Source organism: Methanoculleus sp. UBA303, assembly GCA_002501655.1.
Lineage (GTDB): Archaea > Halobacteriota > Methanomicrobia > Methanomicrobiales > Methanoculleaceae > Methanoculleus.
The window spans coordinates 30,006-43,322 of sequence record DANY01000033.1; the positions used below are offsets into that span (position 1 = coordinate 30,006).

13 protein-coding genes are annotated in these 13,317 nt (G+C 63.2%); 4 read left to right on the forward strand and 9 right to left on the reverse strand.

Features of this window, described 5'->3' with window-relative positions; all coding sequences use genetic code 11:
* Positions 1 to 18: 18 nt before the first annotated feature.
* From BP846_RS07935 to BP846_RS07965, 7 genes are all read right to left on the reverse strand, one after another.
* Positions 19 to 1,044, reverse strand: coding sequence for a 50S ribosomal protein L10 (locus BP846_RS07935; protein ID WP_292394173.1), 1,026 nt, complete (start codon positions 1,042 to 1,044; stop codon positions 19 to 21).
* Complete coding sequence (locus BP846_RS07940; protein ID WP_292394174.1) at positions 1,044 to 1,685, reverse strand: 50S ribosomal protein L1; 642 nt, start codon at positions 1,683 to 1,685, stop codon at positions 1,044 to 1,046. The genes BP846_RS07935 and BP846_RS07940 overlap by 1 nt, the downstream gene beginning before the upstream one ends.
* Positions 1,686 to 1,736: 51 nt before the next feature.
* A complete protein-coding gene (locus BP846_RS07945; protein ID WP_292394175.1) occupies positions 1,737 to 2,213 on the reverse strand; it encodes a 50S ribosomal protein L11 in 477 nt (158 codons plus the stop codon).
* A gap of 205 nt (positions 2,214 to 2,418) precedes the next feature.
* Positions 2,419 to 2,892 carry a transcription elongation factor Spt5 gene (locus BP846_RS07950; protein WP_292394253.1) on the reverse strand — a complete coding sequence of 158 codons (474 nt, stop codon included), beginning with the start codon at positions 2,890 to 2,892 and terminating at the stop codon, positions 2,419 to 2,421.
* A gap of 5 nt (positions 2,893 to 2,897) precedes the next feature.
* Positions 2,898 to 3,107 carry a protein translocase SEC61 complex subunit gamma gene (locus tag BP846_RS07955; protein WP_292394176.1) on the reverse strand — a complete coding sequence of 70 codons (210 nt, stop codon included), beginning with the start codon at positions 3,105 to 3,107 and terminating at the stop codon, positions 2,898 to 2,900.
* 6 nt (positions 3,108 to 3,113) lie between these two features.
* A complete protein-coding gene (gene ftsZ / locus BP846_RS07960) occupies positions 3,114 to 4,211 on the reverse strand; it encodes a cell division protein FtsZ (protein WP_292394177.1) in 1,098 nt (365 codons plus the stop codon).
* A complete protein-coding gene (locus BP846_RS07965) occupies positions 4,208 to 5,521 on the reverse strand; it encodes a D-aminoacyl-tRNA deacylase (RefSeq protein WP_292394178.1) in 1,314 nt (437 codons plus the stop codon). Before BP846_RS07965 ends, ftsZ begins: the two co-directional genes overlap by 4 nt.
* A 95-nt stretch (positions 5,522 to 5,616) precedes the next feature.
* On the opposite strand from BP846_RS07965, the gene BP846_RS07970 reads away from it, so the two are divergent.
* From BP846_RS07970 to BP846_RS07980, 3 genes are read left to right on the forward strand one after another with little or no spacing between them, the layout of a single operon-like run.
* Positions 5,617 to 5,799 (forward strand): hypothetical protein, encoded by a 183-nt coding sequence (locus tag BP846_RS07970; protein WP_292394179.1) that lies wholly within the window; start codon positions 5,617 to 5,619, stop codon positions 5,797 to 5,799.
* Positions 5,796 to 6,998, forward strand: coding sequence for a gephyrin-like molybdotransferase Glp (gene glp / locus BP846_RS07975; protein WP_292394180.1), 1,203 nt, complete (start codon positions 5,796 to 5,798; stop codon positions 6,996 to 6,998). Before BP846_RS07970 ends, glp begins: the two co-directional genes overlap by 4 nt.
* Positions 6,992 to 8,854, forward strand: coding sequence for a molybdopterin biosynthesis protein (locus BP846_RS07980; protein WP_292394181.1), 1,863 nt, complete (start codon positions 6,992 to 6,994; stop codon positions 8,852 to 8,854). Before glp ends, BP846_RS07980 begins: the two co-directional genes overlap by 7 nt.
* On the opposite strand, the gene BP846_RS07985 is transcribed toward BP846_RS07980, so the two are convergent.
* Positions 8,781 to 9,263, reverse strand: a complete 483-nt coding sequence (locus tag BP846_RS07985) for a TIGR00725 family protein (protein ID WP_292394182.1) — start codon at positions 9,261 to 9,263, stop codon at positions 8,781 to 8,783. The genes BP846_RS07980 and BP846_RS07985 overlap by 74 nt on opposite strands.
* Before the next feature lie 153 nt (positions 9,264 to 9,416).
* Between BP846_RS07985 and ileS the strand changes: the two genes are divergently transcribed.
* On the forward strand, positions 9,417 to 12,596 hold the full coding sequence (ileS, locus tag BP846_RS07990; RefSeq protein ID WP_292394184.1) for an isoleucine--tRNA ligase: 3,180 nt from the start codon (positions 9,417 to 9,419) through the stop codon (positions 12,594 to 12,596).
* Here the strand turns inward: ileS and BP846_RS07995 are convergent.
* Complete coding sequence (locus BP846_RS07995) at positions 12,579 to 13,313, reverse strand: tRNA(His) guanylyltransferase Thg1 family protein (protein ID WP_292394186.1); 735 nt, start codon at positions 13,311 to 13,313, stop codon at positions 12,579 to 12,581. The two genes, ileS and BP846_RS07995, sit on opposite strands and share 18 nt — an antisense overlap.
* Positions 13,314 to 13,317 lie beyond the last annotated feature (4 nt).

Sequence of the window (13,317 nt, forward strand, 5' to 3'; positions counted from 1 at the left end):
TTTTTTTTGAATAAAGTATTAGCCGAAGAGGGCCCCGAGACCGGCCATGCCGCTCTCTTCCTCCTCTTCCTTCTTCTCCTCTTCCGTCTCCTCTTCCTCGGGCTTTGCCTCAACGGCTGCCGGGGTTGCGGCGGGTGCCGCAGCGGTTGCGGCCGAGGCAGCCTTCAGGGTCGCCTCATCGAGCTCGAAACCGTGGCTTGCCGCCGCGAGCGCGACGACCAGCATCTCCCGCTGTGCCCGTCCGATGATCAGGTCGATGATATCCTTCTCATAGATGCTCGCCTCGACGCCCACGTTCCGGGCTTCACGAACCGCCCTGCCGATGATCGCACCGATCGTCAGCGGGGTCGGGATGGCGGCATTGACCGAGAGGTTGAACGCCTGCCGGGTCGCAAGCACGATGTTGTTGTAGTAGGCCTCTTCATCGACGGCCAGGAGGTCCGGCGTGAAGATGGTATTCCGGTAGTATGCGGCCTGCAGGGCGAGACCGACGTCCATCGGCTTGATATCGAGTTTCACAAGAGCATCGGCAACCTTCTTGCTGATGACCTCGCCCTTCTTCACGATCGTCTTCGTCTCCCGGATCTTGACCTTTCCGCCCTCGATGGCCGCAGGAATGCCCACCTGCTGAAGCTCGCCCACAATGGGGCCGGGCTTGAAGGTGGTCGGACCCTTCGGGACGACGACATCCTCCGGCGCAGTCTCGCCAGGCTTCGCCGCCATCTTCGTCTTGGTCTTCTCCAGCAGCTTGAAGAGTTTGAAGGGATTCGCGTTCGTGAAGATCAGGGCGCTCTGGCCCTCGGCGTGCTCTTTCAGGCTTCCGACGTTGCCGCCGAGTTCAGTGAGGGCATGCTCGATGAGCGTGTTCCGGGCCATCTTCACCGTCGCCGTGCCACGGAGATTCCGCCGGATATGCTGGACCTGCGAGGCGGGGATGCCGTACATGTCCACAACGCCGACGAGTGTGTGCTCCTCGACACCGCGCTTGATCGCGTCTACCTCTTCCTTCTTCCACCGGGGCAGGTGCTGTGTGTAAAGTGCCATCAGGCCACCCTCACAGCCGGCCCCATGGTCGTCTTCACGTAGACCGAGTGGATATTCATCGTCCCGCTCTCCAGAACGGACTCGACTCTCCGCAGGACCGCATCGATGTTCTCAGCGATCTCAGCAGGCTCCATTCCGGCGGATCCGACCTTTGCGTGGAAGACTTTCTTGTCCTTCGTCCGGATCTTCACGGAACTCCGGAGACGCTGGACAATGGGCCGGATATCCATTCCCTGCGGAACCGGCATCGGCATCCGCCCGCGCGGACCAAGCCTGACACCAAGATAACGGCCGACGAGAGGCATCATTGCCGTCTCAGCAAGGAAGAACCGGTATTCTTCCGCCATTTTACGTGCTTCCCGGGGTTCTCCCCCGAGCCGCTCGATCTCCTCAGGTCCGATGATAAGGTCCACATCCACGTCCTTTGCCTGCGTGGTGATATCGCCCTTCCCGAGAACTGCGATCTTGACGTTGTCAAAACCGTTCGGAAGGAGAATCGTCTCATCGATACGATTCTTGGGCTGGGACATATCGATATTCCTGAGGTTGACGGTGATATCCACGCTCTCCTTGAACTTCCGTTCCGGAGCCTTCTCCAGTGCCGTCTTCACGGCTTTCTGTATACTGGTTTTATCAACCATCCTTTGCCTCCATAGTACACGACCTCATGATCTTCTATGGTTGTCTGACATCTATGCGACGAGTACGCCGTCGTATGCTCCGTCGTTGATGGCCCGGATGATCTCGCGGGGCTTCTGGCCCTCAACGGTAACACCGACACTCACGCACGTTCCAACGACCTCTTTGACCGCTGATTTCAGGTCGTACGAGAGCATGCCATCAAGTTTCATACGGGCAATACGGATAGCGGCCTCCAGCGGCAGGTTTCCCGCCACCAAAGTACCCGGCTCTGCGGAGCCCTTCCCGATACCGGCCTCTTTCATGACGAGAGCCGTTGTGGGCGGAATACCCACTTCAATCGTGAAGTTGCGCTTATCGTCGACTGTGACCATCACCGGCACCTGCATGCCGTTGAAATCGGCCGTCTTCTTATTGATCTCTTCGACGACTGCCTTCACGTTGATACCGAGAGGTCCGAGCGCTGGGCCCAGAGGCGGACCTGCTGTAGCCTTGCCGCCGGGTACCAATACTTCGACCGTTTCTGCCATACAAGTTTCTCCAGCTTATTCCTCAGGGGAATAGTTGCCTGGGTTATCTAAGGTCACCGTAAGAGGATTTAAAGTATAGTGCCCGGGGGTTCCGCTCCGGCGACCGGATTTCACACAAGCGGGCGCGTCCGGTCGATGGAAATCCCATCACCGGCGGCGCAAAGACCCGTGCCCGGATTGGAAAAGGAGAATGGAGTGATATTCTTCAGTTAGCGTCTTCCGACCGCTCCACGACGCGGACGGAATCGCCGCGGACCGTGATTGGAATGGGGACCATACTCTCGTAGAGTTCGACCGTGATCTCCTCCTTCCCGGAATCGATCCTTTTCACGACCGCCTTCTCACCCTTGAAGGGGCCGGCGATGATCTCGACGATGGTGCCCTCGGTGATACCGCTGACCACCGGTTTCGGCACCAGGAAATGCGCAACCTCCGAGAAGGCGGTCGAGCCCTGCACCACCGCGCGCGCGTGGGGGATCAACTCCACCAGCTGCTCAATCCGGGCGATGGCGTCAGGGCTCTCCACAAGGACGTAGCCCTTCAGTTCCTCGGGAACCATGACGGCCGTCACATGGATGTCTTTCTGGTCTCGGGTCACCTTCTCGATGTTGTCGGCAACCGTCCGCTCCTGCTTTGCGGTCGTCTTTATTGCATATACTCTGTTTACGCTCTCAGCCATATCCATCATTTGGGCAATACCAGCAGGATCTCGTATATAATAAAGCCGACAAGGCCGATGAGCATGATGCCGGCCGCCGCCACGATCGCAATCTTGGAGAACTCATCACGGGTCGGCGTCCGTGCCAGTTTCAGCACACGCCAGTACTTCTTGAAGAGTTCCTCTTCGATCTTGAACGACTTTACTTCCTCAAACTTCTCTTTATAGTCCATCATACCGGCTCACTTCAGGAAGTCGATCTCAAACTGTTTCATCATACGTGGCATACTCTTTTCGTTTCTCCCATATATTTGTGGTGACCGGACACCGGTGACCACGAGCAGCGTCCGCATCTTGCCCTGCATATCGGGGTCGACCTGAGCCCCCCATATGATGCGGGCATCGGGGTCGATGCGGTCGTAGACCTCCTGGATGACGGCTTCAGCCTCATACATGGTCATATCGGGCCCGCCGACTACGTTGACGAGCGCGGCGGTCGCCCCGGATATATCCACATCGAGCAGCGGGGAGCGCAGCGCCTTCTTGACCGAGTCGGCGGCTTTGTCCTCACTGTCGCTCTCGCCCATACCGATCATCGCGACGCCGCCCCGTTCCATGACGGTCCGGACATCGGCGAAGTCGAGGTTCACGAGCCCGGGCATCGTGATCAGTTCGGTGATGCCCTTGACCGCCCGCATCAGCACCTCGTCCGAGACCTTGAAGGCGGCGTGAAGCGGGAGGCGGGGCACAACCTCGAGCAGGCGGTCGTTCGGGACGACGATGACGGTATCCGCCACTTCGCGGAGCCGCTCGAGGCCGGCCTCGGCGTTCTGCGCCCGGATAGAGCCTTCTGCCGTGAACGGCAGGGTGACAACGGCGATGGTCAGGGCACCCTCTTCCCGGGCGGACTTCGCGACCACGGGTGCGGAGCCGGTGCCGGTGCCGCCCCCAAGCCCGGTGGTGATGAAGACCATATCACACCCCTCGACGGCCCGCTTGATCTCGTCCTCGTTCTCGAGGGCCGCCTCCTCGCCGACCTGGGGGATCGAACCTGCACCGAGACCGCGGGTCCTCTGCCTCCCGATAAGGATACGGGTATCCGAACGGGCCCGGATAAGGTGCTGGGCGTCGGTGTTGATGGCGATCAGCCGTGCCCCGTTGATGCCTTCCTCCGCCATCCGGGTGACCGTGTTCGAGCCGCCGCCGCCACAACCGACGACTGCGATCTCAGTCCGGAGCTCCATGAGGATATCTTCGAGATCCTTGTCGACCCCTGTGGGCTCAGCAAAGCGCTGCTCCTCTCGTGCCCGTGAAAGTGCCTCTTCTACGATAGATTTCATATGTATCTCTCCAATCCCGGGATATGTATCCGCTTCACACTGGTTGCCTGCACTGCATCAGGCGTGATCGTCTGCCCCTTGATCTCAACCGCTTTTCCGCCGGCAAGCATGGCAAAGAGCGGTCCTCTCGGGACCCCAAGCCTACGCGCCTTCTCGGGGTCAAACCGCACCTTCCGGAGGACAAGGTGATCACCGTCGATAACAGCGCCTTCACAGATAAGTAAGAGTTTTACACACAGGGTAGTTATATCACTTGCGAGTCGGGAAGACTCGCTCTCGAAGCTGATAAACGTCGATAATATCTCTGTTGATCCTTTCGTGATATGAATAACGGGCAATTCGTCGAGGGCATCGAGAAAACCGATTTTATCACTTTTTACCGTTTCTTCAATCAGATCAGGGATTATCTGCACCGAAACGGGGGTTCCCTTCCCGGCAAGGCCGTGGATACGGATGCGGGACCCCGGGGCGATCTCTTCGGCGAGAGACCGGACCCTGAGATAGGTAGCCCAGTCGAGGCTCGAGGCCTCTCCGATCTCCGACTCGGAGAGGAGGAGGATTCCGGCGTCGCTGAGTATCCGCTCGATTTGCCCGCCCTCATCGGTGGGGAGCGATTTCCTGTCGATGTAGGCAGCAACGGCACGGCTTGCCTCTTGCATCCGCCGTATGAGACCGGGGCTGAGAGCGCCGGCCTGTCGTGTCGGAACGATGTGACCGAAGGCGCCCCGGGAGGAGAGGGCGATAGCGGTCTGCCGCATGGCGTAATGCGTCCCGCCAAAGCCGATGAGGTTGATCGTCTCCCCCGGCGTCGCCGTGAGGATGCTCTCGGCCACCGCTCGCCCGGCAGCCGGGTCGGCCCATTCTGTGGGGGTGGACCCGATCTCTACGAAGAGCGAGGGCGTGGCGAGCGCCGTCGGACCGTGGTGCGTCACTTCGTAGGAGACCCGGTAACCCTCCGGGGCCCGGGCGGCGAGGTTCCTCAGGATGGCGTGCATCCACGCAGGAGCCGCTGGCGCAAGCGCTCCCGGCTCCCCGCCGAGGTCGGCGGCGCCGTAGTTGCCGGTCACATGCACAGTCAGGGCCGGCGTCGGCTGCGCGCTCGAGTGCCGGGATATGAAGATGATGAGGTCGGCATCGACCTCTTCATCGATCCGGCCCTGGTAAATCAGCCGCCCGTCGATCTCATGGAACGTCAGCGTATGGTGATCTGCGAGCGGCCATCGCCCGGACCCTGCAAGCAGGGCCAGGAGGTGGTCCCGGATGTTCACCCCTGCTACATCTTCCTTTGAGTTAATCAGCGCGATCCGCATCGGATACGTACATGGACGGGTAGCATGCTAAATGGTAGTGCTTGACTGGTCCAATAGTAAATCCTATCACTTTGCAGGAAGACCATGTGGGTACTATGGACGAAGAGAAGGTACGAAAAGCATTCGAGGCGTATGGCATAGAGAACGAGATCACCTGCCCCCAGGCCTTCGAGATAGCGGAGAAATACGGTATACCGAAGATGGATATCGCCCGGTACTGCAACCAGCGCGAACCGAGAATTAAGATCCGGAGCTGTCAGCTGGGCTGCTTCAGATGAGCCTCTTCCTCGAGGTCGTCCCGGTCAGCGAGGCCATTGAGGCGGTGCGGAGGATCGCGCCCCCGACCGGGTGCGAAGACGTCCCGCTCGAAGACGCCCTCCATAGAGTCCTCGCGAGAGACGTCTGTGCCGATATCGACATACCGGGGTTCGACCGGTCGACGGTCGACGGCTACGCGGTCGCCGCAGCCGAGACCACCGGGGCCGGAGAGGCCATCCCGGCGATGCTCCAGTGCCGGGGCCGGGTTGGGATGGGGAGCGCGGATGCCGGAAGCGTATCCCGGGGATCGTGTAAATACGTCCCCACCGGCGGCGCCCTGCCGGAGGGTGCGGACGCGGTGGTGATGATCGAGCACGCCGAGCAGATCGGGGACGATGTCCTGGTACACCGCCCGGTGGCGCCCGGTGAGAACGTAGTCTTCCGGGGCGAGGACTTCCGGGCGGGGAAGGTGGTGCTCGAGCGAGGCCGCGTGCTCTCTCCCCGGGACATCGGCGTCGCCGCGGCGGTCGGCGCCGACCGGGTCTCCGTGGTGACGGCCCCGAGGATAGGGATCATATCCACGGGGAACGAACTTGTCCCCGTCGCCGGGGCCCCGGGACCGGGCGAGGTGCGGGACGCGAACTCCTACCTCGCCGGCGCCTTCGTGACGGAGCGGGGCTGCCACCCGGTCTACTTCGGAATCGTCAGGGATGAGCGGGCAGTGCTCGAGAGGGCGGTCTCTTCGGCGCTCGACCGGTGCGACGCAGTCCTGGTATCGGGAGGCTCCTCGAAGGACGAGCGGGACAACACCGCAGCGGTCATCGCAGACCTCGGGGAGGTGCTGGTGCACGGGATCGCCCTCGCGCCCGGGAAGCCCACCATCATAGGGACGGCGCGGGGAAAACCGGTCATCGGGCTCCCGGGGCATCCGGCCTCGGCGTTCGTCGTGCTTGTCGCCATCGTCGACCACCTGCTCGCGGCGATGCGCGAGACTTCCGTCTCCCGGCGAACCATCCGCGCGCGGCTGACGCAGAACGTCCCCTCCACCCGCGGGCGGGAGGACTATATCCGGGTCAGCGTCAGGGACGGCGAGGCGACACCGGTCTTCGGGAAATCCGGGCTCCTTAACACCCTGGTGCAGAGCGAGGGGTTGGTGCGGATCCCGGCGTCGAGCGAGGGGTTCGAGGTCAGTGAGGAGGTGGAGGTGATCCTGTGGTGAAGCGCTACCTCTCGGTCATAACGCTCGACCAGGCGCGGGCACTCGTCGAGCGCTCCTTCCCGGCGGTTCCGGGGGTCGTACAGGTCCCGGTGACCACCGGGGCGGTGGGGAGGATCACCGCCGCGCCCATATTCGCCCGGTTCTCGGTCCCTGCTATCCACATATCGGCGATGGACGGGATCGCGGCGAGAAGCGCCGATACCCTCGGGGCGAGCGAGCAGCACCCGGTGACCCTCCCGGATGCGGCGAGGGTCAACACGGGAAACATCGTCCCGCCCGGCTACGATGCGGTGGTCATGATCGAGGATGTCTGGGTCGACGGTGAGACCTACACCGTCAGAAAGCCGGTCAGCCCCTGGCAGCACATCCGCCCGGTCGGCGAGGATATCGGGGAGTCGGAGATGATCGCCCCGAAAGGCCACCGTATCCGGCCGCAGGATCTGGGAGCGCTCGCAAACTACGGGGTCACCGACCTTGTGGTCAAGAATGTCCGGGCCGGCCTGGTCCCCACCGGGAGCGAACTCGTGCCGGCGGGCGTTATGCCGCCTCCGGGAAAGGTCGTGGAGAGCAACACCCTGATGGCCGCGGCGGTCCTCGCGGAGGCCGGGGTGGAAGCGCACCGTTATCCGATTGTGCCGGACGACTACGACCAGATCCGGGACGCCGTCCGGCTCGGCGTCGCCGAGAACGATATCCTGCTCGTCTCGGCCGGCTCGTCCGCCGGGACCCGCGACTACACCGCCGACATCATACGGGACCTCGGCGAGGTGCTGGCGCATGGTGTCGCCATCAAGCCCGGAAAACCGGTGATCATCGGCCGGGTTGAGGGAAAGCCGGTGATCGGGCTTCCCGGCTACCCGCTCGCGGCGGCGACCGTGCTCCGCGAGATCGTTCTGCCGCTCATCGCCCGCTACGGCCTCCCCGCCCCCCGGCCCGAGCGCGTCGCCGCCAGACTGACCACAAGCCTCCAGTCGGATATCGGGACCGATGAGTTCGTCCTCCTCTCGGTGGGGAGGATCGGCGACCGCTGGGTGGCGGTGCCCCAGTCACGGGGCGCGGGGGTCCAGATGAGCGCAGTCCGGGCGAACGGCTACCTGCAGATCCCGGCGCAGAAAGAGGGCGCCGAGGCCGGAGAGACCGTGAACGTCCGGCTCACCGTCCCGCGTGCGGAGGCAGAGGAGGCAGTGCTCGTCACCGGCAGCCACGACCCGGCCCTCGACCACCTGGCGGATCTGGCAAGGCCGCATGGTGTCGAGATCCACTCCACCCACACCGGGAGCATGGGCGGGGTGCTCGCGCTCAAAAAGCAGGAGTGCCACGCAGCCCCGATGCACCTCCTCGCCCCCGACGGCACCTACAACACCCATTACCTGGAGCGGTATATGCCCGGCGCGGACCTGACCCTCCTCTGTGTGGCAGAACGGCAACAGGGGGTCATCTCCCGCGACGGGCTCGGGTTCGACGACCTGCCCGGGCGGACGTTCATCAACCGGCAGAAGGGGTCGGGGACCCGGATGCTCCTTGACCACCGTCTTGCGACGCACGGGATAGATCCGGCGTCCATCCCCGGCTACGGGCGTGAGGTGACGACGCACCTTGCGGTGGCGCTCGCGGTCCGGACCGGGGAGGCGGACGCGGGGATGGGGGTCTACAGCGCCGCAAAGGCACTCGATCTCGCGTTCGTCCCGGTGGCAACGGAACGTTACGAACTCGTTATGCACCGCGCGATGCTCGATGACCCCCGGATCGCGACCCTGGTCGAGACCGTCTCGTCGGAGGCGTTCAGGCAGATCCTCCTAAACCTCGGGGGCTACGAGACGGACGAGACAGGCGTCCTGCGCGGACTGCGAGACTGACCGCCTCCTCGGGCCCGGCGCAGGCCATCACCCCCTCTATCTTCCAGGTCGCAAGGCCATAGACCGGTTTTCCCATCTTGAGCGCGACTGCAATCTCCGAGAGCGTGCCATAGCCTCCGCCGACGGCGATAACCGCGTCCGCCGAGTGAACGAGGATGATGTTCCTCGCGTGGCCCATGCCGGTGCGGACCACCACGTCAAGATAGGCGTTCCCGTCCCCGGTATCCGGGAGGATGCCAACGGTCGTGCCGCCGCCTCCCTTCGCGCCCCTGCAGGCGGCCTCCATCACCCCGCCGAGGCCGCCGCAGCAGACGGTCGCGCGGTTGCCGGCGATGAGGCGGCCGATGGTCTCCGCCGCTGCATACTCCTCGTCGGAGCAGTTCCCTCTTCCGATGACCGCGATCTGCATGGGGGAGGGTAGGAGGCCGGGGGCATAAAGGTTGAGGGAGGAGCCTCGTGACCGCTCCGGACGTTTCGCCCGTCGCACCATCAGGCAGTCGCACAAATGCTTTGTCCCCCAAGAACAAATGGTACACCAGAGTGTGAATATGAGGGATATGAGGTGAAAGAAGTCACCAGCAGTTATAACCCGCGTGACATCGAGGCGGGAGTCCAGGATTACTGGAAGAGAGAAAATATCTATGCACACGTCCAGAACCTGAGGAAGGATGGCAAAGCGTTCTTTTTTGTCGACGGGCCGCCGTATACAACAGGCCACATCCACCTCGGCACCGCCTGGAATAAGATCTTAAAAGACGCTATTCTCCGGTACCACCGGATGCGGGGCGCGAACGTCATCGAGCGGGCCGGCTACGACATGCACGGCCTCCCCATCGAGGTGAAGGTTGAGCACCAGCTCGGGTTCACCTCCAAGAAAGACATTGAGGAGTATGGCATCGCCGCATTCATTGAGCAGTGCCGGACGTTTGCGGTGACGCACATGGAGATCATGAGCGAGCAGTTCCGGCGGCTCGGCGTCTGGCTCGACTTTGACAACCCCTACCAGACCATCAAGGAGGACTACATCGAGTCCGCGTGGTGGACACTCCAGCGGGCTGATGAGCGCGGGCTCCTCGAACGCGGTCACCGGGTCGTGAACTGGTGCCCCCGGTGCGAGACGGCGATCGCCGACTCTGAGGTGGAGTACTGGGACGAGACCGACCCCTCGATCTTCGTCAAGTTTCCGGTCGCCGGGCGCGAGAACGAGTACCTGGTGATCTGGACGACGACGCCCTGGACCCTTCCCGCGAACGTGGCGGTGGCGGTCAACCCCGCGTTCACCTACGCCCGGGTACAGGCAAAGAAGGACGACGGCGAAGAGATCCTCTGGATCGCCGACGAACTCGTCGAGTCCGTCCTGAAGATGGGCCGGTACCAGGACTACACGGTCCTCGAACGGTTGAACGGAAGCGATCTCCTCGGGACCGAGTATACCTCACCGCTCGCCGACCTTGTGCCGCACCAGGCTGAGATCCGGCACCGGATCGTGGCGGCCGACTACGTCGCGCTCGAGAACACCGGCCTCGTCCACATCGCCCCCGGACACGGGTGGGACGACTACCTCGTCGGCATCAGGGAGGGGCTTGAGGCCTTCTGCCCGGTCGATGCCGGCGGATGTTTCACCCCGGCGGCCGGGGCGTTCGCAGACATGTACGTCCGGGACGCAAACGATGTCGTCATCGACGCACTCGGGGACTTCCTCCTCGCCCGGCGGAAGATCACCCACCGCTACGGCCACTGCTGGCGGTGCAAGACTCCCATCATCTACCGGGCGACGGCGCAGTGGTTCCTGAAAGCCACCGGGCTCCGGGACTCGATGCTTGAGGAGATCGCGAAGGTGAAGTGGTACCCGGAGTGGGCAGGGAGCGCCCGGTTCCATGATTTCGTCAAGGATTCCCGTGACTGGTGCATCTCCCGGCAGCGCTACTGGGGCATCCCCATCCCTATCTGGCACTGCGAGCGGTGCGGTGAATACACCGTCATCGGCACCATCGCCGAGCTCGAGGAGCGGTCGGGGACGAAGGTTGCCGACCCCCACCGCCCCTACGTCGACGCGGTCGCCATCCCGTGCTCCTGCGGCGGAGAGATGCACCGGGTGGACGACATCTTCGATGTCTGGTTCGACTCGGCGGTCGCATCCTGGGCGACCCTCGGGTTCCCCAGAGAGCGCGAGGCCTTCGACCGCTACTGGCCGGCGGACTTCATCACCGAAGGGCAGGACCAGACCCGGGGCTGGTTCTACTCCCAGCTCGGGGCGAGCAACGTGGCGTTCGGCCGCGCCCCTTACAAGAGCGTCCTGATGCACGGGTTCGCTCTCGACGCCGAAGGGCGCAAGATGAGCAAGAGCATCGGGAACGTGGTAACCCCTGAAGAGGTGATGAACCAGTACGGGGTCGACGTCCTCCGGTTCTACGTCCTCTGGGCAAACGCCCCCTGGGACGACCTGAAGTTCAACTGGGACGGCGTGAAGACCATCCACCGGGCGCTCAACATCCTCTGGAACGTCTACCGGTTCCCGCTCCCGTATATGATCCTCGATTCATTCCGGCCGGCGTCCGGTGATGGCGACCGGTGGGACGACTCGTTCGTCCGGACCCATATTCAGGATATGCCGGAGGAGGACCGCTGGATCGTCTCCCGGGCGAACTCGCTCATCCGGGCGATCGGGGAGGATATGCAGGAGTACCACCTCCACCGGGAGACGCGGGCGCTCGCCGCCTTCATCCTCGAGGACCTCTCCCGTTGGTACGTGCAACTCGTCCGGCCCCGGATGTGGCTCGAGGAGGATTCGCCAGAGAAACGGTTTGCCTATGAGACCTCCTACTACGTCATGCGCCGCTTAATAGCGCTCCTCGCACCGTTTGTCCCCCACATCACCGAAGAGATCTACCGGAACCTCCGTCTCGCGGGAGATCCGGAGAGCGTCCATATGCTCGACTGGCCGGAGGCGGACGACCTCCTGATCGACCCGCACCTGGAGGCCGATATGGAGATCATCCGGTCGTTCGACGACGCGGTCGCCACTGCCCGGCAGGCCGGGAAGCGGAAACTCCGCTGGCCGGTCGAGGAGACCGTGGTGGTCACCGGGAGCGACGAGGTGAAGACGGCTCTTGAAGACCTAAACGACCTTGCCCTGACCCGGGCAAACGCCCGGGCGGCCAGGGTTGTTACGGGAACGTGGGACCGGATCCTCTGGCAGGCCGAGCCGGTTATGCGGGCCATCGGCCCGGAGTTTGGCAGGGAGGGCCCGAAGGTCAAAGCGCTCATCGAGCAGGCTGACGGCACCGCCCTGAAGGCTGCCATCGAACGGGAAGGAAAGGTCGAGGTCGACGGCTACGAGATCACCACGCGTCACGTCACCTTCGCCGAAGCCCTCCCCGCGGGTGTCTTTGCTGCCCCCATGAAGGACGCGACGGTCTACGTGGATGTCACCCTCACGCCGACACTTGAGGCCGAGGGCTACGCTCGCGAGGTGATCCGGCGGATCCAGGAGATGCGCCGCCAGCTGGACCTGAACGTCAACGACTTCATCGTCGCGGCCGTGGGTGTCGCCGACGAGCGGGTGGCCTCGCTCATCGGGGAAGAGGAGTGGCAGAAAGAGATCGCCGGGGAGGTGCGGGCGGCAGCCATCACCATCTGCCACACCGATGGAGAGAGACCGGGCGAGCCCTTTGCGCTCGAGAAGGACTGGGATGTGGAAGGCGTGCAGATGCAGATCGGCATCTCACGCGCCGGTGAGTGACCGGATCAGGGCTGCCCCCTCAACTGTTGAGAAGAGGGGCGTCTCCTCCGGTTCCCGGATGCAGGTCCGCATGGCCTCAACGGTCTCACCCGTCAGGGGGTTATACCCCTCTTTTATGCACTCTTCCCGGTAGAGGAGCGTGCCCCGCCGCTGCCAGGCCGGTGTTGACGCCAGGTTGACGCCGCGCTTAAACATCATATCGTGCATCGCATCCGACTGCAACCCCCGGAGCGCGGTGGCGGCCTCACGGGGGCTCATCCCCTCGTCAACCAGCGCACTCTGACAGTAGGCGTTGATGTGGTTGCGCCACGCTTCGTTCTGCCGTGATGTGAGGTACTCGACCGCGAACTCGGGAGATGCGGGGATGGTCCGGGCATCGAACGCGAGGGGTTCGGCGCACCCGAGCTCGATCGTCAGCGCGCTTGCCGCAATCGCGGCGGTCACGGAGTCGAGTTTCTCCACCCGCCCAGAGAACGGCAGCGTCCGGAAGTAGAGGCTGATCTCGTCGGAGAATGTGTAGGCGAACACGGGGGAAAGACTGCTTTCGCTGAGGAGATAGCGGCAGACTGCCCGCATGCTCGCGCTGAAGACGGGATCGAACGGCTTTTTTAGATCAAGTGCACGGGCCAGACGGTGAAAGGCCCGGCCATCGAGCCTGACAAAAACGGGAGGGAAGATGGTGAGGTTCGAGAAGATCTCGCGGTCTTTGATATCCATATTT

Excerpts from the sequence above, each read along its gene's own strand:
- BP846_RS07985 (WP_292394182.1), bottom strand. The coding sequence starts at position 9,263 with ATGCAGATCGCGGTCATCGGAAGAGGGAACTGCTCCGACGAGGAGTAT.
- BP846_RS07970 (WP_292394179.1), top strand. The coding sequence starts at position 5,617 with ATGGACGAAGAGAAGGTACGAAAAGCATTCGAGGCGTATGGCATAGAG.
- BP846_RS07955 (WP_292394176.1), bottom strand. The coding sequence starts at position 3,107 with ATGATGGACTATAAAGAGAAGTTTGAGGAAGTAAAGTCGTTCAAGATC.
- BP846_RS07940 (WP_292394174.1), bottom strand. The coding sequence starts at position 1,685 with ATGGTTGATAAAACCAGTATACAGAAAGCCGTGAAGACGGCACTGGAG.
- BP846_RS07945 (WP_292394175.1), bottom strand. The coding sequence starts at position 2,213 with ATGGCAGAAACGGTCGAAGTATTGGTACCCGGCGGCAAGGCTACAGCA.
- BP846_RS07965 (WP_292394178.1), bottom strand. The coding sequence starts at position 5,521 with ATGCGGATCGCGCTGATTAACTCAAAGGAAGATGTAGCAGGGGTGAAC.
- ftsZ (WP_292394177.1), bottom strand. The coding sequence starts at position 4,211 with ATGAAATCTATCGTAGAAGAGGCACTTTCACGGGCACGAGAGGAGCAG.
- BP846_RS07950 (WP_292394253.1), bottom strand. The coding sequence starts at position 2,892 with ATGGCTGAGAGCGTAAACAGAGTATATGCAATAAAGACGACCGCAAAG.
- BP846_RS07995 (WP_292394186.1), bottom strand. The coding sequence starts at position 13,313 with ATGGATATCAAAGACCGCGAGATCTTCTCGAACCTCACCATCTTCCCT.
- BP846_RS07935 (WP_292394173.1), bottom strand. The coding sequence starts at position 1,044 with ATGGCACTTTACACACAGCACCTGCCCCGGTGGAAGAAGGAAGAGGTA.
- glp (WP_292394180.1), top strand. The coding sequence starts at position 5,796 with ATGAGCCTCTTCCTCGAGGTCGTCCCGGTCAGCGAGGCCATTGAGGCG.